This is a genomic window from Prolixibacter bellariivorans ATCC BAA-1284, assembly GCF_000621705.1.
GTDB classification, from domain to species: Bacteria; Bacteroidota; Bacteroidia; order Bacteroidales; family Prolixibacteraceae; genus Prolixibacter; species Prolixibacter bellariivorans.
This window is the reverse complement of record NZ_KK211332.1, coordinates 284512-303452: the sequence shown is the minus strand read 5'-3', so window position 1 is coordinate 303452 and position 18941 is coordinate 284512. Positions and strand designations below refer to the sequence as shown.

Here is an 18941-nt window from a genome sequence, read left to right as displayed (position 1 = left end):
TACCTACTTAACAGATGTTCGTACGGCAATGTTTGTTGGATAACTGTAAAATAGGTAACCGGAAATAACCGCTCTAGCTCCGTTTTACCGGATTAATCAATCTGAGTTCCGAAGCATACTGAATTGCCTCGAACGTGTTGCTGACTTCCAGTTTCTCGATGATGCGCTGACGATGCGTATTGACGGTATTGACACTGATAAACAGTTTATCCGCAATCTGTTTGCTTACCAGTCCGCTGGCAATGAGAGAAAGAATTTCCTGCTCGCGTCCCGATAGTTTGGGTGGCATACTTTCGTTCCCTTCCGGTGGGAAAAGATACAATTCTCCCGTAAGGGTATTGATTAAACGGCTGCGTGCAGGTGTCTGCACGTCCTTGTCAGGCGATACGTCCAGCACACTGAGTGCCAGCCAGACATTGCCTAAGGAATCTAGTTCCAGCGCTTTTTGCTGTTCGATAACACGAATGTAGTTTCCAGTCTTGTCTTTGGTCCGGTAGTCGGTGATAACTTTATAGTTGGGCAGTTGCTTCCGGTCTTCTCCCGTCAGGGCATAAGCCATTTTCATAAAGTAGATCCCGGCCTGCGTCAATCGAATGGCATCTCCGGGATGCAACCGCTCATCCATGTAATAAGTGCCCTGCTCATTGGCCTTTTCGATGTCCCACCCCAGCATCGTTTCGAACTGTGAAGAAATAAACACGTGTTTTTTCCGGTACATATCGAAGATGGAGATAGCACTGTCCTGCACCACATTGATGGTTTCCAGCATCCGGATATGCCGGTCGAGAATCCGGTAATCAAGAACCGACTCATCAAATATCTGCGAGTCAACAAGCTGGTAAAATTCGGCAATTAGTTGTTGGTAAGTTCTCTGCATTCGATTACTGATTTATCAGTATTGACTATGGCGGTTATCTGCCCCAATTTTGAAACAAATTATGGAAAAAAACTTAACCGACGATGAAACACTTGCTACAACTTATACTCATTTTCCTTTTCCTGTCATTTTCCGCTGCGGCGCAACCTCTGACACAAACCATCATAGGCCGGGTAGTCGATAATGATACCCAGGCACCTTTAACCGGCGTAGCGGTGGTACTGATGGATTCGACCGCTCAAAACGGTACCATTACCGACAACAACGGTTACTACTCGTTACCCGACGTTCCGCTGGGAAGACAAAAGATTGCCTTCCGGTACCTGGGCTACAGGCCTCACATCGTGAATGAAGTGATGGTGACTTCGGGGAAAGAGGTCGTCCTGAATATCGGGTTAACCGAAAAGCCGGTAGCTTTGGGAGAAGTGGTGGTCAAATCGAACACAAGGAAAGACCTGCCGCAGAATTCCATGGCCACGTTAAGTGCCCGGCAACTGACCGTAGAGGAGGCAAGCCGTTACGCAGGCGGTATTGACGATCCGGCGCGACTGGCTTCCGCTTTTGCGGGAGTAACCATGGCAACAGGGAATAACGGAATTGTTGTCAGGGGAAATGCCCCCAAAGATTTGCTCTGGCGTATGGAGGGTGTCGAGATTTCCAATCCGAACCATTTTGCCAACCTAATTTTATATGGCGGCGGTGGGCTGACCGCACTGAGCAGCCATGTACTTGCCAGCTCCGACTTCTTTACCGGCGCCTTCCCTGCAGAATATGGAAATGCACTTTCCGGTGTATTTGATTTGCGCATGCGTACCGGTAACCCGGAAAAACGGGAGCATACCTTCCGGGCAGGCATCATCGGGATTGATGCGGCATCCGAAGGTCCGTTCAAAAAGAATAAGCGCTCCACCTATCTGTTCAACTATCGCTACTCCACTTTGGGATTGCTGTCACCCATTCTGCCCAAAGAAATGGGTGCGTTGAGTTACCAGGACCTGTCGTTCAAAACCAGTTTTCCAACCAAGAAGGCCGGGGTGTTTTACCTGTGGGGACTAGGTGCCTATGACCACCAAGGGAAAGATGCGGAGAAAGATGTTAATAAATGGGAAAAAGATGCCGACAGCAAAGATTATACAGCCGATATCTATTTTGGAGCGGTGGGATTGAGCCATCAACTGGTTATGGGCACAAAATCCTATATCCATTCCACGCTCGCCTTTTCGGGAAACGGGTTGCAGTGGAAACAGCAAAAGCTTGATTCATCGCTGGTGATTCATCCGGATGAATACCTGAACAATAACACCTGGAAATACACCCTCAGCACTTTTATCAATCACAAATTCAGTACACGACATGTGAATCGGACCGGTATAACAGTGGACCAGCGGCTGTACAATATGGATATAAGGAACAGTCCTGACGGGATTATTGAAACACAGTATGTAAAAGCGAAGGGAAACACCCAACTGATTCAGGCGTATACGGAGTCGCGCTTCGATGTCGGGAAAACAGTCACCATCAATGCCGGAATCCATTCGCAATATTTTGCCCTGAACGGACACTATACCATCGAACCGAGGCTCGGTGTCAAGTGGCAGTTCTGGCCCGACCAATCGGTTGGCATCGCGTATGGATTGCACAGCCGGCTGGAGCAAATCAATTTTTACCTGCTCGAACAGCAAACGGCCAACGGAATGGTGCAGCCCAACAAAGATCTCAACTTTACCAAAGCACAGCATCTGGTATTGTCGTACAACCGGCAGATAAGCGATTACCTGCATTTCAAAGTGGAACCTTACTTTCAGTACCTCTTTGATGTGCCTGTGGTCCCGGGGAGCTATTTCTCTTTGCAAAACCTATACGACGAAACCTACTTCAACGACTCACTGGTTAACCGGGGCAAAGGCTGGAACTATGGCGTCGACCTGACACTGGAACGTTTCCTGCACAACCAGTTCTATTACCTGGTTACCGCATCCGTTTTCCAATCGAAATATAAAGGTGGAGACGGCGTGCTCCGGAATGCCCGCTATAACCGAAATTTCGTCTTCAATGTGCTGGGTGGCAAGGAATGGAATGTCCGAAAAAACAATCTATTCAGCTTCAACGTCCGGTACACGTTGATGGGTGGCGATCGTCTGATTCCGGTAGATGAAGCAGCGACTTATGCGCAACAGGAGATTGTGTATGATTATTCGCGGGCTTTTGAAAGGCAGAAACCGATAGCCAACCTGTTAAGCTTTACGCTGAAATATCATGTAAACAAACGAAAGTATACGGGCATATGGAGTTTGGAGATCACCAATGCACTAGGTTATAAGGACCTCCAGGATTACCGGTTTAACCGGAAAACACAGTCCATCGAAGCGGAAAGAGATTTGATCATGGTCCCTAACCTGAGTTACCAGATTCAATTTTAGGAAGAGCTCATAACCAGATAGCTTTTGTAATGAAGCATTAGTTTTGTAGCTTTAGAAAGCTGGTTTCCCAAATGAGCCAGCTTTACCTTTTTCCTTAACCTGAACGACTGATGAAAAGAATCCTGTATTTTCTTCTTGTTGCCTTGGCGACTCCGGCCATTGGTCAAACAGTTTCCAGTGAGACACAATTTTCAATTGATAAAAAAGAGCTAAAGCAGACCATCAAAGTATTGGCTTCCGATTCGATGGAAGGACGGCTAACCGGAACAATCGGACAGATGAGAGCAGCCCGCTATATTGCCCGACAATTCAAGGAATATGGCCTGACGGGAGGAGGAGATAATGGTTTCTACGATGATTTTAAGTTGATACAATATTATCGGGGCGAAACGTATCTGAAAGCTGGTAAGAGAAGATTGAATGATTTTGAAGAGATGGTTTACATGGGCCGTGGTCCATTGAATGAAGAGAGGGAAGAAGAATTAGTTTTTGGTGGAAGAGGAACGCCCGAAGAACTGGATCAAATTGATGTGAAGAATCGGATGGTGATGATTTTTATTCGGAACGTGCGTTCACCGTATATCGTAAATAGAGAGTTAAAAAGGAGAGGAGCTAGCGGAGTCGTTCTGGCCAATCCTGATAATTTGGCGCAATTTGAATCGGTGAGAAGGACCTTTAAGAACTTTATGACGCGTAAACGATATGCATTTGCAGACCGTAATAAGTTAGAGCGGAAAAGTGCCGGTTTCCAGGAATTTATCATTCCCAATTCACAAATTCGTCGTTTGATGGGGATGTCTCAGAAAGAACTCAATCGGTTGGTTGAGACGAAAAGTATTGCTGATTGTCCGGTGGCCTCTATCGGGATGAAGTGCGAAAGGATAGCAAACCGAACGACCGGACGAAATGTAATTGGCTTGCTAAAAGGAAGCTCCGATACATCGATTTATATCACGGCACACTACGATCACTTGGGAACAAACGGTCACTTTTATTATCGTGGTGCGGATGACAATGCTTCCGGCGTAACTGCAATGCTGGAGTTGGCTAAACTGTTTTCGGTTATTCCGGAAAAGAAATACACGATGGTTTTTTTGGCGACCACCGGAGAGGAAGTTGGAGAGCTAGGCGCTAAATATCAGGTCAACCGAGCTGATTTTGAACCTGAAAAGGTACTGGTTAATCTGAATATCGATATGGTTGGGCGGATAGATTCCCAACACATCGGGAAAGAGGCGTATCTCTATACCATCGGAACAGATACGCAACCGAAGCTGGCAGCCCTGTTCGAAAAGGTGGACCAGCAGGTTCCGGAATGTTCTTTCGACTATACCTACAATAATTCTCACGATCTAACCGGATATTATACCCGTTCCGACCAGTATAATTTTTATGAGAAAGGCATTCCTGCCGTCATGTTCTTTGCTGGTATGCACAAAGACTACCATAAACCTACCGACACACCGGAAAAGATTAACTATGATCTACTGCAGGACCGGGTCTCACTGATAAGTCAGGTCGTTCTTGCATTGCAGCGAAAAGGAGCAGCGAATTGAATCTTCCGGTTGCCGATAAAGTGACGTTCATTTCATGATTAGTTTTTGCGTTGATAAACAAATGGATTGCTCAAAATTCGTTAACTTGATTAGTGATTCTGTTTTGGGGATGCTCAATTGGCGAACCCAAAGGGGAGAGCAGAAGAGATGTGGACGTCTAAATGAACGAAGATGAAAAAGCGAACCCTAAGTTACATTCAGTTCGTCATCGGAATTATTCTGGCTTTAGTCGGTGCGGCACTAATGTTTTTTGGTTTATTACCGACCGGGGCAAGGATTACGATTGGCATCGTAGGATTGTTGTTGATTGCCACATCCCGCCGGAAGATGGACCTGCTGTAGCATCTGTTTATCCGATAAGGTTACTTTGCGAATCGTGAGAAAAACAATAGCATGATGCCCCGACAAGACACAACATTGGAATGGATCGCCGGACATGCGGGGGTAAAGAGACTCTGCAGAATAGCCGGGATTGCTGCCTTTATTCTGATTGTTTATTCTGTAGTGACGATGGTGCTGTTGATAACCATTGGTACACAGCCGTTAACGGTGGAGGAGTGTTTTCAGATGTTGCAGGAAAATAAAATGGTTGGCCTGCTTCGCCTCGATATTTTGACTGTCATATTTATCCCGCTCTATTACGTTCTGTTCGCTGGTCTTTACTTCAGTCTGAAGGAATCCAACCAGGGAATCACAACCTTGTCGGTTGTGATGGTATTTATTGGTGTAACCCTTTTCCTGGCCACACCTTCTGTATTTTCATGGTTATACCTGAGCAACCGGTATGCCGGCGCCATAACTCAGGAGGAACAACGCCGCCTGATCGCCGCCGGCGAAGTGCTTTTCGCTTCCGACATGTGGCACGGAACCGGTGCCATTGTGGGAAGTGTACTGACCCAGTTAGGCGGCATCTTTATCTCATGGGTGATGTTGAGAAGTGCCGTATTTAGTAAGCTTACTGCCTATACGGGTTTGGTAACGCACGGACTCGACTTTCTGCACATCTTCGCGGGCTTTATTTTCCCGGCCGCCAGTACATTGTTGATGGCAATTGCCGGACCTTTATACCTTCTCTGGTTTTTCCTGGTCGGAAGAAAACTATGGCAGATTGGTAAAGGGCAGGCCAGAATACTTCGATAACGTTTCCCTTAAATCTTGATTTTTTCTTTGCCGCTAGTCTTTCACTAAATGAGAGCAACTCCGGATAGAGTTTTTTTCGTAAAATTGACATTTAATGATCCGCAATATTCGTTTTCGGATACTTTCTTAAACTGGAAAAAATGAATGACGTTGCACTGTCAGAACATTATCATCGACTCTACACCCAATCGGTCGATCAAATCAGCTCCGAAGGCGTAACCACTGATTCCTGGCTGGATGATCCACTTGATGACCGGCGTGGAATCACCCTGCTGATTCGTCCGGATAAAGTGGTGAAAGAACGTATTCTGGAATGGTTGGAGCAGTTGAGGGAAACAGAACCGGAGCAGTATTACTATCGGGCTTCCGATGTGCATATCACGCTTCTCTCCGTCATTTCATGCTACAGTGGCTTTCAACCCGAACAAATTGATTTGCCATCCTATACTCAGCTTATTCGCGACAGCTTAAAAGGCGAAAAATCCTTTTCGATACGGATGCAGGGCATTACCGCATCGCCATCAGGCGTGATGATTCAGGGATTTGCCGAAGGCGACCGGCTCAACGAACTCAGGGAAAAGCTTCGGACCCGGTTCCGTCAAACCAATCTGCAGCAATCCATCGACAAACGCTACATTTTGCAGACAGCTCATTCTACCGTCGTCCGTTTCCGGAAACCGTTGCAGCGGAAGAAGGCCTTTCTCAACGTTCTGGAGCGTTACCGGGACGTTGATTTCGGCACCTTCCGCGTTGAAGAAGTGGAACTGGTCACTAACGATTGGTATCTCCGGAAGGAAAAGGTAAGCACATTGAGGCGCTTCCCGTTAGGATAAATGCAAAGTTTTTTCCGTAACTTTTTCAGTGAAATGGCCGACAAAGGATTGACTGAAGCTTACAGCTATTACATCTCTCAATCGCAGGACATGGAAGCGACCGAATGGTTCGATTGGAACGAAGAAGATGATGAACGGTTCAAAATCTGGGCCAGTCTGAAATAGATGAAGTGCTTTCCTAAGCGGGAAAGAAGAATATCCATAAAACCGAATGTGATGATAGCCTATTGTGGATTGGTTTGTGATGAATGTCCCATTCATCTGGCCACACTGGAAACCGACCTGATACGTCAACAGGCCATGCGTGAAGATATTGTCAGGCAGTGTGCCATCGCGTATGGAATTAATATCCAACTTAGCGATGTTACTGATTGCTATGGCTGCCGGGCCGAATCAGGAAGATTGTTTTCCGGTTGCCGAAATTGCGATATTCGAAATTGTGCACGGGAAGAAAGGGTTGAAAACTGCGCTCATTGCAGTGATTATCCTTGTGAAAAGCTTGAGGGCATTTTCGGACAGGAGCCTGAGGCAAAAGTCCGGCTCGACGGCATTCGTCAGGCACTGGCATAAGATATGAACATTCCTAATGTAACTACGGTGAATATGAAGAAATGGTTGGTTCTTTCCCTGATGGTCTTTCTGCAGGGACAAGTATGGGCGCAGACAATTGCTCCCCGAATTAAGATATCTGAGGATATAACCTTGATCAAATTATCCGAAAATGCCTATATGCATGTTTCTTACAGCGATTTGCCTGAGTTTGGTCGATTCCCGTCAAACGGCCTGGTATGGATACAGGGAAATGAAGCTTTTCTGTTCGATACTCCCATGACAGAAGAGGCAACTAAAACATTAACCGATTGGCTGGGTCACTCCCTGCAGGTGAAGGTCGTTGGCTTTGTGCCGAACCACTGGCACAACGATTGCATGGGCGGGCTGGCATATCTGCAGCAGCAACACATCCCGTCGTGGGCTAACCAGATAACCATCGACAGTGCCAAAATAAAAGGTCTGCCGGTTCCCGATAAGGGATTCACCGATTCGTTGCAGTTGAAACTGGGAGCTAAAGTTATCGAATGCTATTATTTGGGACCGGCCCATTCAACCGATAACATTGTGGTCTGGATTCCGTCGGAGAAAATCCTGTTTGCCGGTTGCATGGCGAAGAGCATGGGGGCACGAAACCTGGGCAACACGGTGGATGGTGATTTGAAAGCCTATCCGGCCACCATCAAAAAGGTGATGGACAAATTTCCTGACGCGCGCATCGTCATTCCCGGACACGGACCATTTGGCGGCCCCGAGTTGTTAAGGCATACGTATCAATTGGCCACACAGTAAAGATGCGATTAATCGCGTCTTGTGAAGATATGGACCGAAACATAGATCATGTATCCTCCTGATAAATACCAACACAAATACCGAATTGCTTCGTCACGCTTGTATAGCTGGGATTACGGATGGAATGGAATGTATTTCGTTACCATTTGTACGTCAGGGAAACGGTGTTATTTAGGACATTATCACAATCCGGAACAATTATTCCCAACAGGAATATTGGCGCGCAACTATTGGCTGGAAATCCCAAATCATTTCCCGTTTGTGAAACTGGATGCATTCGTCATCATGCCGAACCATGTGCATGGGATTGTTATTATTGATAAACCAGAAAGTAATGTCAAGCCGCTGCAAAGTAGAGACGCGATTAATCGCGTCTCTACTGGGCTGCACACTGTGAATACGGCTGACCGAACTGGTGGGGCCACCAGAAGTCATAATCCTATGTTACACGATAATTTATCGAGAATTATTCGTTGGTACAAAGGACGCGTGACTTTTGAAATCCGTAAAACCAACCCCCAATTTGCCTGGCAATCCCGCTTTCACGATCACATCATTCGGGACAGGGAGGAATACCATGGCACCCGTCAATATATTATCGATAATCCACAGCAATGGATGAAAGACCCTTTGCGGGAAGCATTCAAATCCTGACCAATACCATTGATATTCCCTGTTACCTTACCTCTTCATTTCCGTAAGCAGAAAATAAACTTCGATGAGCACGGAACTGATTCAGCATATCCGCCAGTTCGTAACGTTGACGGATGACCAGGCAGCCTTGATTATGGCGAACGTATTAGAGCGAGATGTTGTCAAAAAGGAAATGTTGCTGAATCCCGGCGCCATTTGCCGGGCCAACTATTTTGTCGCATCAGGATGTTTGCGGTTATTCTTTACTGATGAACAAGGCAACGAACGGACCATCCAGTTTGCCATCGAAAACTGGTGGATGACCGATTATACCAGCAAGGACCGGAAAGTTTCCAGTCAGTATAGCATCCAGGCAGTTGAAGATTCTGTTGTCATCTCGCTGGACGATGAAACCAGCGAAAAGTTATTTGCTACGATACCCGTATTCGAGACTTACTTTCGGAAGATATTGCAACGGGCCTATTCCGCATCGTTGTTTCGCATCGGTTTGCTTTACAGTCGTTCCAAAGAGGAGATGTTCTTCAATTTTCAACGCAAGTATCCGGAATTTGTGCAGCGCGTTCCCCAATACATGCTGGCCTCGCTGCTGGGGATGACGCCCGAATACCTGAGCGAACTTCGAAAAAAGACCGCCTCATCTGTTTCTTAAACCCGTTTAAGTTTTTCCCGTGTTTTCATGGCCAACTTTGCGATGAACTAAAAGCAAATGTCATGAAAGCACATGTAAAGATTGCCGAAGTACAGCCGGAAGCATACCAGGCTATGCTCGGATTGGAACACTACGTTAAAAACAGCGGACTGACCGATATTCACCGGGAACTGATCAAGATACGGGCATCGCAGCTAAATGGTTGTGCCTTTTGCATTGACATGCACACCACCGATGCCATGAAGTACGGAGAATCACCACAGCGCATTTTTCTGCTGGATGCCTGGGAAGAAACCGACCTGTTCGATGAAAAGGAAAAAGCGATTCTGGCATTAACCGATGCTGTTACGCGAATACACGGAGATATTCCTGCCGAACTGATCGTCAATGCACGCAAATATTTCGATGAAACATACCTGGCACAAATCATCATGGCCATCATTACCATCAACGCCTGGAACCGGATTGGTATCCTATCGGGAGCTGCAGAAAGGATTGAAGCGGTTCAATCGTAATCGACCGTAGCAGTAGAGAGAAGGCATTGCCTGGTCTCTACTGCTAAATCAAAAGCAGGAATCTTCTTCAACCTTTTATTCCTTAAAGTGTTATGTAACCGGATGGACCATCCGGAACAAAACTTTCTGTTTAACCAAACTCTGAGATTATGGCAATCGTAAATCCCTATCTGACCTTCAACGGAAACTGCGAGGAGGCGTTTAACCATTACAAAGCTGTTTTTGGTGGAGAGTTCGCCTACGTGGGACGTTTCAAAGACATGCCGCCGCAGGATGGCGTGGATGTGCCGGAAGCCGACCAGAACAAAATCATGCACATAGCCTTGCCGCTCAGCAAAGACAATATCCTGATGGGTAGCGATACCGGTGGTTGGGCTCCGGAACTCAAAGTTGGTAACAACTTCTCTTTGTCTGTCTCGGCCGAAAGCAAAGAACAGGCCGATCGCTTTTTCATGGCCCTGTCGAAGGGCGGCAACGTCACCATGCCCATGGCTTCCACCTTTTGGGGCGATTACTTCGGGATGTGCACCGACGCTTTCGGTGTCAACTGGATGATTAGCTTCAAAGAGAACCCGCAGGAATAGCCAACCGGAGTTCGTCATTTCGTTTCATGGTAGTCGGAAATGAGCTTTTCGAAGATGCATTTCAAGGCCGGATTGTGTAACTTTATTCAGGTATTGAAAGGCCAATGAGCTGTTAACCTGAAACGTTACCAATATGAAACGACCTGAACTTTCCGTAGTAGCCCTGATTGTGGTTATGCTGTTACTTGCTTCCTGCGACAGCAACACCATCCGTGTAACGGGTGAAGGGCCGGTGGTCACGAAGACCATTACGGTACCCGAATTCACGGGCATCGATTTGGCCGGTGCTGCCAACATCATCATTTCACAAGGTGCAACACAGAACGTGGAAGTTTCTGCCCAGCAAAACATCATCGACCGGTTACTGACCAAAGTTGCGGGAGGTATATGGACCGTGAAGCTTGAAGACGGAAACTACTCCAACTACGATTTGACAATTCGCATCACCGTTCCGGTGATTCGCAGCATCTCCGTCAGTGGCTCGGGCAACGTTGAAGTGAATGATTTTACCGGGCAGGACGATTTGGAGCTGGACATCAGCGGTTCCGGAAACATTGAGATGAATGCTTTTGGTGGATGCGAAAATCTGTCGGTGACCATCACCGGAAGTGGAAATGTGGTTGGGAAGAAGGATTTTACCGATCTGAAGAACATGAGCGTGCATATCAGTGGTTCGGGTAATTTTATGGCCTACCCGGTTATATCCGACAATTGCCACATCAGCATTCCCGGGAGCGGCGTTTGTTTCGTCACGGTCAACGATGCCCTGAACATCAGCATCAGCGGCTCGGGCAGTGTTTTCTACAAAGGAAGCCCAACCCTGACGCAGAGCATCAGCGGCTCGGGAGTCGTGATGAATGCGAATTGACCGTAGAGACGCAATTGATTGCGTCTCCTTTCCTCCGTGGTCGCTGCGACCTTCCCGACGGTAATGCCTTTGGCTTTTGTTGGGACAACTTTTCTTTGCCCTTTTGGCTCGTCCCCAAAGTACAAGTCAAAGTGCTCCTTCTGCCCGGCCTACTTTGACTGGCCGGCACACTTATCGCCTGGTGGCGATATTGGGGGGTAAATAATTAATAGTGGAAAATGAACAATCAAGAGAACGAGTGGGCTGAACCTCAAGGCACAACTTGATACTTGAAAGCAGAAGCTTCTAGCCGGAAACCCGAGCCTTGAACCATCTAACCTGTCTCTTGAGTCAACTCATCCCATTCCTGAACCAGTTACAGCTATCCTTATGCCGGTTGAGCTACGATTTTAGTCAACGAAGCGACAACTTGAGCCAACTAATCTGCTTCTTACGCCGGAAACTTTTAGCCTTATGGCGGTAAAATTTATCCTTTTGTCAGCAAGATTTAGCCTATGGACAGAACATTTTAGCCTTTCGCAGATAAGATTTAGCCTTACGGCAGAAGGAATTATCCTTGAGCCAACAAGATTTATCCTTTCGTCGACAGAATTTAGCCTTATGCCAAGAGGTTTTATCCTTTCGTCGGTAAAAATTATCCTTTGGGCAATACTTTTTATCTTTATGGCGGTTAAAATTAACACAAATAGGTTAAAGCATCGCCTCGGAATGGTTAAGGGGGATCTGAATTGAAATGGTTCTGTTGTTTCGACAGGAATAACAGTGCTACTGATAAGAACCGAACAACAGTAACAAAAGTAACAGCGAAGTTTAACCTGAAACCCCCTAACAACAGCAACAATAGTGATCGTGAAGCTCCACCTGAAACTATTTTATAATGATTCTTAATAGTTCGATTTCTTCCATGAACGTACTGATTTCTTCCGTGAACGTATCGATCTGTTCCGTGAACGGAAAAAGCGACTCGTTCCTTACACCGTGTATGCACCTCGTAATGAACAATAAATTAAATTAGAAATAGTAAATTCGGGCACTAAATACGCAACCTATGCGTTTTTGATTAAAAAGTTACGTTAATCAATCGTAGTAAAACCTGTCCCGGTATAGCCGGGGAAAGGAGAAGTTCTTGGGAAAAGTTACTTCCATATAATGGATGACCTGACCGGGAACAAGGAATGAAGAATTTATGAAAGAGTGGTATTACATTGCTGACGGCGATCGGTTCGGGCCCCTCAGCCTGGATGAACTGAAAGGAAAAATTGGTGAAACGACGAAGGTTTGGAAACAGGGCCTGACCAAATGGGAAAAAGCGATACTGGTGCCCGAGCTGGCCATTTTCTTCCGCGACACCCCGCCGCCGGTTCCCGAAGATGATCGGAAGATCGGTCGGGAGACCAAAGCATTCCGGTACATTCATGCCGGTATTTCATCCGGCTGGATATTCCTCTCAATGCTGGTGGTCGAAATTATCCTGCAGATGCTCGACATGGACGATACCCGACTCTACGGCCTTGTACTTTTTCTGAGCCTCATGGCGCTTGTCAGGTTATTGACCGGCATGAAGAAATACCTCTCGCTACTCCTCGAAATCAGGAAGCCGGCCATCAACATCAACTGGATTATCGTGACCTCCATTCCTATCTACATCCTGATGGCTTACGAGCGGGGGCGCGTCATCGACGACACAATGTACAGTTATGGCATCCTGGTGGTGGTACTGGCCTTTATCCTGAACGGTTATCATTACCTGCGGCTGGCCCAAAAGCTGAGCCTGCTGAAAAGGGTAGGAGTGACGGCTTTCCGGAACTTTGCCTACTTGCAGTTCTTCTACAGCATCCTGGTATTCATCGTTGTCATTGTAGCCCTGTTTTTCATGATCTTCACCGACAGCGCCGATTTCAGTTCCCCGTTGACACTGCGACAGGGCATCACCGTCCTGGCTATCGAGATGTTGCCCTATCTGTTCCTGCAGTTCGGCTTAATGAAAGTGAAACGAAACTACTTTGTGCAACCGGCCTTTTAGCCGAACGAATAAGAAAACAGCATATCCTCAATCCTCATATGCACCCTGTCAGCACGTATCTGCCGGCAGGGTATTTTTATGTCATTCAACCCGAACCTTTTGAAGAACATAAAAAAGTTTTCAACACTCCAAATTGATGGTGAACGGTCGTTTTTTAGTGGTGAACGTATCGATCTGTTCGTTAAACGGAAAATCAGGTGTCTGATCATCAATGACTTTTCAACTGCTGAACAATAAGTTTTGAAAAATATTTTATACATTCAAGGGCAGTTGATTGGAGACAGCGGTATGGCAGGTTAAGGAGAGGCAATCAATGAGGTTATTCGGATTGGTAGAAAAGATTGTTATTCATCGAATAACTTTTTTATCCAGTGATATTTTTTGACAGTCTCTAAAATTTTGCAAAGATGAAAACATTATTTTTTATATGGATGTTCCTTGGTTTTTCTTTCTCTGTGTATGGAAATAATATCGAAAAAAAAGGATCTGATAAGAGTCAAGACCAAATAATTTTAGGAAAATGGGAATGTACATTTTCTGGATATGAGTCCATAATTTCTCTTTATCAGATCGGCAATAAATTCTTTACAATAATAGACTTTACAAAGAATAACAGCCGAACCAAAAAAGAAACTTTACAAAAGAAGGGAAAGAAATATTTTGTCGTAAATAGTACGGCGAATGAGTATTATATCATTAATAATGATGGAAATCTAGAACTGTGGGATAAAGAAGGATTGTTTACAACGGCAAAAAGTATTATGCCCGACAAGAAATCAAAACCAAAATTTGATATTAATAAAAGCATTGGCCAAAATGTATTTACGGTGAGAGGAAATTATAGTAAATCTCTACCAGAGACATTAGACGGGACTGATAATAATTATTGGATAGTTTATTTTAAAGATCTTAACGTAACCTTTAAAGTGGAGAAAAAAACGGACAGAATCATAAAAGGTAGAGAAGGAAAAGTGCCGAAAATGAATTAAAATCTCATATGATTTAGATCTGTATAACATCGTAAACTTTTCGGGCAATATCTATCAGGTATAAAAATACTAACAACCAATAAAAACAATAACTATGGAGATCCAACCGCAACTAAAGGCATTAGCCGAAAAGATTGAATTGTTAAAAGATCAGATTCAAACTGAAGAAGCAACAAAAACGGCATTCACGTTGCCATTCATTAACAACCTTGGATACGATATCTTTAATCCGACGGAAGTCGTTCCGGAATTCACGGCCGATATTGGTTTGAAAAAAGGAGAGAAGGTTGACTATGCCATTTTTCAAAACGGGACACCCATTATCATCATTGAGTGTAAACACTGGAAAGAAGATTTGAATGTGCACAATTCACAACTCTTCCGGTATTTTCATGTCACGAAGGCAAGGTTTGCACTGCTGACCAACGGAATTGAATATCGGTTCTATACCGACCTGGAGGAATCAAATAAAATGGATGAGAAACCATTCCTGGAATTTGATATTACCCAGCTAAAAGATGCAACCGTCACAGAAATCATCAAGTTCCATAAATCGAACTTCGACGTCGATAAAATATTTTCCAATGCCAGTTCATTGAAATACATGAAAGAGATAAAGAAGATGTTTAATCAGGAGTTGAATGAGCCGGGCGATGATTTTGTCAGACTTTTTGCATCGAAAGTATATAATGGCAGGCTTACCGAGAAAGTAATGTTGCAGTTTAAGGAGCTGGTACAAAAAGCCATTAATCAACAAATCAGTGAAAAGGTAAGTGACCGGCTTCAAAGTGCACTGCACAAGGAAGAGGAAAATCAATCACAGGAAGAAATCGTTGTTGAAGAGGAGAGTAAAATTGTTACAACTGAAGAGGAACTGGAGGGCTTTCGAATTGTCGTTGCTATATTGAGGCGGAAAATCCAAAAGGATCGTATTTCACAACGGGATACGCAGTCTTATTTCGGTGTCCTGTTGGATGACAACAACAGGAAGCCCATCTGCCGTTTACATTTTAATGGGACCAATAAATACATTGGGTTATTCGATCAGGATAAAAAAGAAACAAGACACTTGCTGGAAAGTATCGATGATATATACAACTTCGAGAAGGAACTGCTTGAAACGGTTGAGTTTTATGCTGAGGTGAATTGACAAGACCAACACTTTTGTAACCAGATGCAATCCATCAAACGCAAACTACGAGAGATAGTAGAAGACAATACGACGATTGAGGGGAAGATTTTTGACTATGTGATACAGTCACTTATTCTGTTGTCACTTATCTCTTTTTCTGTCGATACATTACCCGGCAGTCCGGAGGGATTAAAAACGGCTCTCCGGATTATCGAGGTGGTGTGTGTTATTGTCTTCAGCATTGAATATGGGTTACGAATTTATGTGGCGCAAAAGCCTTTTAAATATATCTTCAGTTTTTATGGCTTGATTGACCTAATTGCCATACTTCCCTTCTATATCACTCGAACCATCGACTTACGTTCCTTACGAGTGTTTCGTGTGTTCCGGATTTTCCGGGCTTTGAAGTTGGTGCGATACAATCGGGCGTTGAGGAGATTTCATATTGCTTTTCGCATCATCAGAGAGGAACTAATACTCTTTGCCGTCCTATCTGCGATTATGATTTTTCTGTCGGCATCCGGTATCTACTTCTTCGAGAATAAAGCCCAGCCTGAACTGTTCCGATCCATCTTTCATAGTCTTTGGTGGGCCGTCGTGACTCTAACAACAGTGGGGTATGGAGATGTTTATCCAGTTACCATAGGCGGCAAGATATTCACTTTCTTCGTTTTGGTTGTGGGTATCGGCATTGTTACTGTACCGGCAGGTTTGGTGGCTTCCGGACTGTCGAAAGCGAGACAAATAGAGCAGGAGGAAATGGAAAAGAAAACAACGCAAGATTGAACAAGCAGTATTATAGACTTTATAAATGACTTTAAAGATGAACATACAAGAGTTAGTAGAGAAGGAAATAAATGATTTATGGAATTTATACGGAGACAAAGAGTTTTGTAAACTACCTCCGTTGTCAGTGAAGGAGATTCTTGACGCAGGATTAATGTTTATAGGGATTAATCCTTCTGTAAGTAAAAATGACAGGGTAAAACTGATAGAAGAAAAAGAGAAACGTGTTGGATTCTATTTCCTTGAACATCGAGATAATCATAAATATTTTGCGAAGTTCACTGAAATAGCTGAAAAGACTGATTTGCCCTGGAGTCATTTAGACCTGCTTTATATTAGGGAAACTGAGCAGAATAAGATTAAATCGTTATTGAAGACGGATGATGGCATTCAATTTATCTATCGACAGTTGATGGTTAGCAAATCGGTAATAGATAAGCTTATTAGTAAGACCGAGCTTGTTGTTTTTGTTGTAAATAATACGTTAGCCAGAGAGTTTTTAGGAAAGGACAGGCCCAATCACTACGATGATGCTCAGGAGCATTGGATGAATTATCGATTTGTCTGGAACGATGAATTAGGCACTTATACGTGCAATGGTCATCCTTTCTTCTTCACGAGTATGCTCACGGGACAAAGAGCGCTGGATAATGGATCATTCGAACGTTTAATATGGCATATAAGATTCGTAAAAAGTAAATTAGGTATTTAAAACAAACAACATGCGCGAGTAGAGAAATCACAAACCATGCCCAATTCGATGAAACTTTTTTTCGCCGGTTTAGTTGCTTCCGGACTGTCGAAAGCGAGACAAATAGAGCCGGAGGAAATGGAAAAGAAAACAAAGTAGCATTCAGTTTTAAAACGACCTAACTGTTAAACCATGAAACCTCGAATTAAAAACACACATTTTACCTTGACAATTATCGGTTGGCTACAGGTTGTTGGTGGAATTGCCGGGCTGGGACTGATGGCCTACCTCATGCTAAAAACCGGAACCATCAACGGAGCCATATTATTGATGTTTCTGCTGGGGCTTGGGCTGTACGGCTTCTCAATTTACTCCGGTAAGCGGTTACTGACCGATGGCGACAAGAAAACGGGCATCATCCTCTCCATCATTAACCAGGTACCGCAAATCATCCAGTGGAGCCTGTTAGGTTATGCATTGACATATGCCTCCGGATTTCAATTGGCTATCGGAATGGCCAATACAGGTTTAAGTTTTGGTTTTTCAATATCCAGTTTTAAGATGGCGATTAACTCCGGTGGTGATTTTTTGTTTCGGGTGAATTTTACAGCGATTGTCGTTATTGGTGTTCTTGCGAATATACTGGCAGAATTGAAGCAGGAAAATGTGGAGGAAAGTCCGTTAGTTACTTCAGATGAGCAATCGGTTTAGGGTTTAATGATAAGTCGCTAACTTGCAGTAAAACGAGGACTGTAAGAAAATAACCAAAGCATGACCCAACTCTATACCACACTGGCCCGCGTGTATCACGAGATGTACCAACACGTCTTCGATTACGATGAAGAGTACCGCTTCTACGACGACCTTCTGCGAAAGAACCATTGCAAAAAGGTTCTCGAAGTAGGGTGTGGTTCGGGCATGCTGGCCCGCCGGTTCCTGGCCAACGGATACGACTACACCGGATTGGATGTAGCCGAAGAGATGCTGGACATTGCCCGGGAAGAAGTGCAGCAGGATGTATTCGTACAAAGCGATATGCGCCACCTCCGTTTCGACCAGCAATTTGACGCGGTCCTCATTACCGGCCGTTCCCTGGCGTATGTCACCGACAACAGAGGCATCATGGAGACCCTCACCGGCATTCACAACGCACTGAAAGAAAAGAGGCTGTTCGTCTTCGGTATCTTCGAAGCCGGTGGTATCTTCGAAAATTTCGGCGATTTTGAGCAAACCATCGAATTGCCGGATAAAAAGATTCAGCGAATTAGTCACCTCGAAAAGAACCTCGAAACCGGCTGGACCTGGAACTGGCACGCCCGGTACATCATCGAAAGTAACGGTGAAAAGACCGAACATGATGACCAGACCACGTTGCGGGCCTTCACCAAAGACGAAATTCTACTCTTTCTGAAACTCACCGGTTTTGATGTGATGGAGATGCAGGAGGAAGAGAAGGCCATGACGCTCATTGCAAAAAAGAGCTAGGGTTTGTTCCGACTATTCGGGAACAACCCCTATTGCGTAATTGCGTGGAGGTAGAGCCTGTCCGACAAACGTCGGGGACAACTCAATCTCTCTTGTCAGCCTTCGTTTTACGTTTGTTGTGGTCGCTTTTTTACCTGTACTTTTGTCTTGACACAAAAGTACCCAACCCCGATGTACATCGGGACAAGTCAAAGTGATCCTTTCCCCCGCGTCATGGTTTTGTTTTTTCGGACGCACATCCCTGAATACCCGCACAAAACCAATCCCGTCAACGCTGGCCCGGCCGACTTTGACGGGCCAACCCGCTTTTCGCCTAACGGCGAAGTTGAAGGCGAAGCGATGTTGAAAAAGAAACCTCAATGATAAGGTTCCCGGTTACCTGAGCGAAATCCCGACGG

General features: G+C 45.0%; 22 protein-coding genes. 21 read left to right on the top strand and 1 reads right to left on the bottom strand.

The features are described 5' to 3' along the window. Window positions 1-73: 73 nt before the first annotated feature. Window positions 74-877, bottom strand: a complete 804-nt coding sequence (locus tag T426_RS0120560) for a response regulator transcription factor (RefSeq protein WP_036985522.1) — start codon at window positions 875-877, stop codon at window positions 74-76. An 83-nt stretch (window positions 878-960) separates the two neighbouring features. Here T426_RS0120560 and T426_RS0120555 point away from each other — a divergent pair, with 83 nt between their 5' ends. The 21 genes from T426_RS0120555 (at window position 961) to T426_RS0120445 (ending at window position 18906) form a co-directional block, all read left to right on the top strand. Beyond that, window positions 961-3297: a TonB-dependent receptor gene (locus T426_RS0120555; RefSeq protein WP_027586222.1), complete on the top strand. Its 2337-nt coding sequence runs from the start codon at window positions 961-963 to the stop codon at window positions 3295-3297. A gap of 110 nt (window positions 3298-3407) precedes the next feature. Then, entirely contained in the window at window positions 3408-4853 is a 1446-nt protein-coding gene (locus tag T426_RS25405; RefSeq protein WP_025863790.1) for a M20/M25/M40 family metallo-hydrolase, read from the top strand. A gap of 171 nt (window positions 4854-5024) precedes the next feature. Beyond that, window positions 5025-5195, top strand: a complete 171-nt coding sequence (locus tag T426_RS25880) for a hypothetical protein (RefSeq protein ID WP_153637560.1) — start codon at window positions 5025-5027, stop codon at window positions 5193-5195. A 51-nt stretch (window positions 5196-5246) separates the two neighbouring features. Beyond that, window positions 5247-5993 (top strand): hypothetical protein, encoded by a 747-nt coding sequence (locus tag T426_RS0120540; protein ID WP_027586221.1) that lies wholly within the window; start codon window positions 5247-5249, stop codon window positions 5991-5993. A gap of 140 nt (window positions 5994-6133) precedes the next feature. Next, the gene (locus T426_RS0120535; protein WP_025863792.1) at window positions 6134-6826 is read left to right on the top strand and encodes a 2'-5' RNA ligase family protein; all 693 of its coding nucleotides are present in this window, start codon (window positions 6134-6136) and stop codon (window positions 6824-6826) included. A gap of 33 nt (window positions 6827-6859) precedes the next feature. After that, the gene (locus tag T426_RS26235) at window positions 6860-6991 is read left to right on the top strand and encodes a hypothetical protein (RefSeq protein ID WP_262884811.1); all 132 of its coding nucleotides are present in this window, start codon (window positions 6860-6862) and stop codon (window positions 6989-6991) included. Between the two features lie 51 nt (window positions 6992-7042). After that, a complete protein-coding gene (locus T426_RS25650) occupies window positions 7043-7396 on the top strand; it encodes a DUF3795 domain-containing protein (RefSeq protein ID WP_036984365.1) in 354 nt (117 codons plus the stop codon). Window positions 7397-7429: 33 nt separating this feature from the next. Then, window positions 7430-8167: a subclass B1 metallo-beta-lactamase gene (gene bla / locus T426_RS0120520; protein WP_025863794.1), complete on the top strand. Its 738-nt coding sequence runs from the start codon at window positions 7430-7432 to the stop codon at window positions 8165-8167. Window positions 8168-8215: 48 nt separating this feature from the next. Further along, a complete protein-coding gene (locus T426_RS0120515) occupies window positions 8216-8821 on the top strand; it encodes a transposase (RefSeq protein ID WP_036985521.1) in 606 nt (201 codons plus the stop codon). A 64-nt stretch (window positions 8822-8885) separates the two neighbouring features. Beyond that, entirely contained in the window at window positions 8886-9470 is a 585-nt protein-coding gene (locus tag T426_RS0120510) for a Crp/Fnr family transcriptional regulator (RefSeq protein ID WP_025863795.1), read from the top strand. Between the two features lie 62 nt (window positions 9471-9532). After that, the gene (locus tag T426_RS0120505; protein ID WP_025863796.1) at window positions 9533-9985 is read left to right on the top strand and encodes a carboxymuconolactone decarboxylase family protein; all 453 of its coding nucleotides are present in this window, start codon (window positions 9533-9535) and stop codon (window positions 9983-9985) included. 149 nt (window positions 9986-10134) lie between these two features. Beyond that, the gene (locus tag T426_RS0120500) at window positions 10135-10569 is read left to right on the top strand and encodes a VOC family protein (protein ID WP_025863797.1); all 435 of its coding nucleotides are present in this window, start codon (window positions 10135-10137) and stop codon (window positions 10567-10569) included. Between the two features lie 133 nt (window positions 10570-10702). Next, window positions 10703-11437: a head GIN domain-containing protein gene (locus T426_RS25400; protein ID WP_051569055.1), complete on the top strand. Its 735-nt coding sequence runs from the start codon at window positions 10703-10705 to the stop codon at window positions 11435-11437. A 1186-nt stretch (window positions 11438-12623) separates the two neighbouring features. Further along, a complete protein-coding gene (locus tag T426_RS0120485; protein ID WP_025863801.1) occupies window positions 12624-13460 on the top strand; it encodes a DUF4339 domain-containing protein in 837 nt (278 codons plus the stop codon). A gap of 407 nt (window positions 13461-13867) precedes the next feature. After that, a complete protein-coding gene (locus T426_RS0120480) occupies window positions 13868-14449 on the top strand; it encodes a hypothetical protein (protein ID WP_025863802.1) in 582 nt (193 codons plus the stop codon). 94 nt (window positions 14450-14543) lie between these two features. Beyond that, window positions 14544-15599 (top strand): type I restriction endonuclease, encoded by a 1056-nt coding sequence (locus T426_RS0120475; protein WP_025863803.1) that lies wholly within the window; start codon window positions 14544-14546, stop codon window positions 15597-15599. A gap of 24 nt (window positions 15600-15623) precedes the next feature. Next, a complete protein-coding gene (locus T426_RS0120470) occupies window positions 15624-16367 on the top strand; it encodes an ion transporter (protein ID WP_036984311.1) in 744 nt (247 codons plus the stop codon). A 37-nt stretch (window positions 16368-16404) separates the two neighbouring features. Then, entirely contained in the window at window positions 16405-17079 is a 675-nt protein-coding gene (locus tag T426_RS0120465) for a hypothetical protein (protein ID WP_027586217.1), read from the top strand. A gap of 171 nt (window positions 17080-17250) precedes the next feature. After that, window positions 17251-17769 carry a hypothetical protein gene (locus T426_RS0120455; RefSeq protein ID WP_025863806.1) on the top strand — a complete coding sequence of 173 codons (519 nt, stop codon included), beginning with the start codon at window positions 17251-17253 and terminating at the stop codon, window positions 17767-17769. A gap of 60 nt (window positions 17770-17829) precedes the next feature. Continuing rightward, on the top strand, window positions 17830-18543 hold the full coding sequence (locus T426_RS25395; RefSeq protein ID WP_025863807.1) for a class I SAM-dependent DNA methyltransferase: 714 nt from the start codon (window positions 17830-17832) through the stop codon (window positions 18541-18543). A 171-nt stretch (window positions 18544-18714) separates the two neighbouring features. Beyond that, window positions 18715-18906, top strand: a complete 192-nt coding sequence (locus T426_RS0120445) for a hypothetical protein (RefSeq protein ID WP_027586216.1) — start codon at window positions 18715-18717, stop codon at window positions 18904-18906. Window positions 18907-18941: the final 35 nt, after the last annotated feature.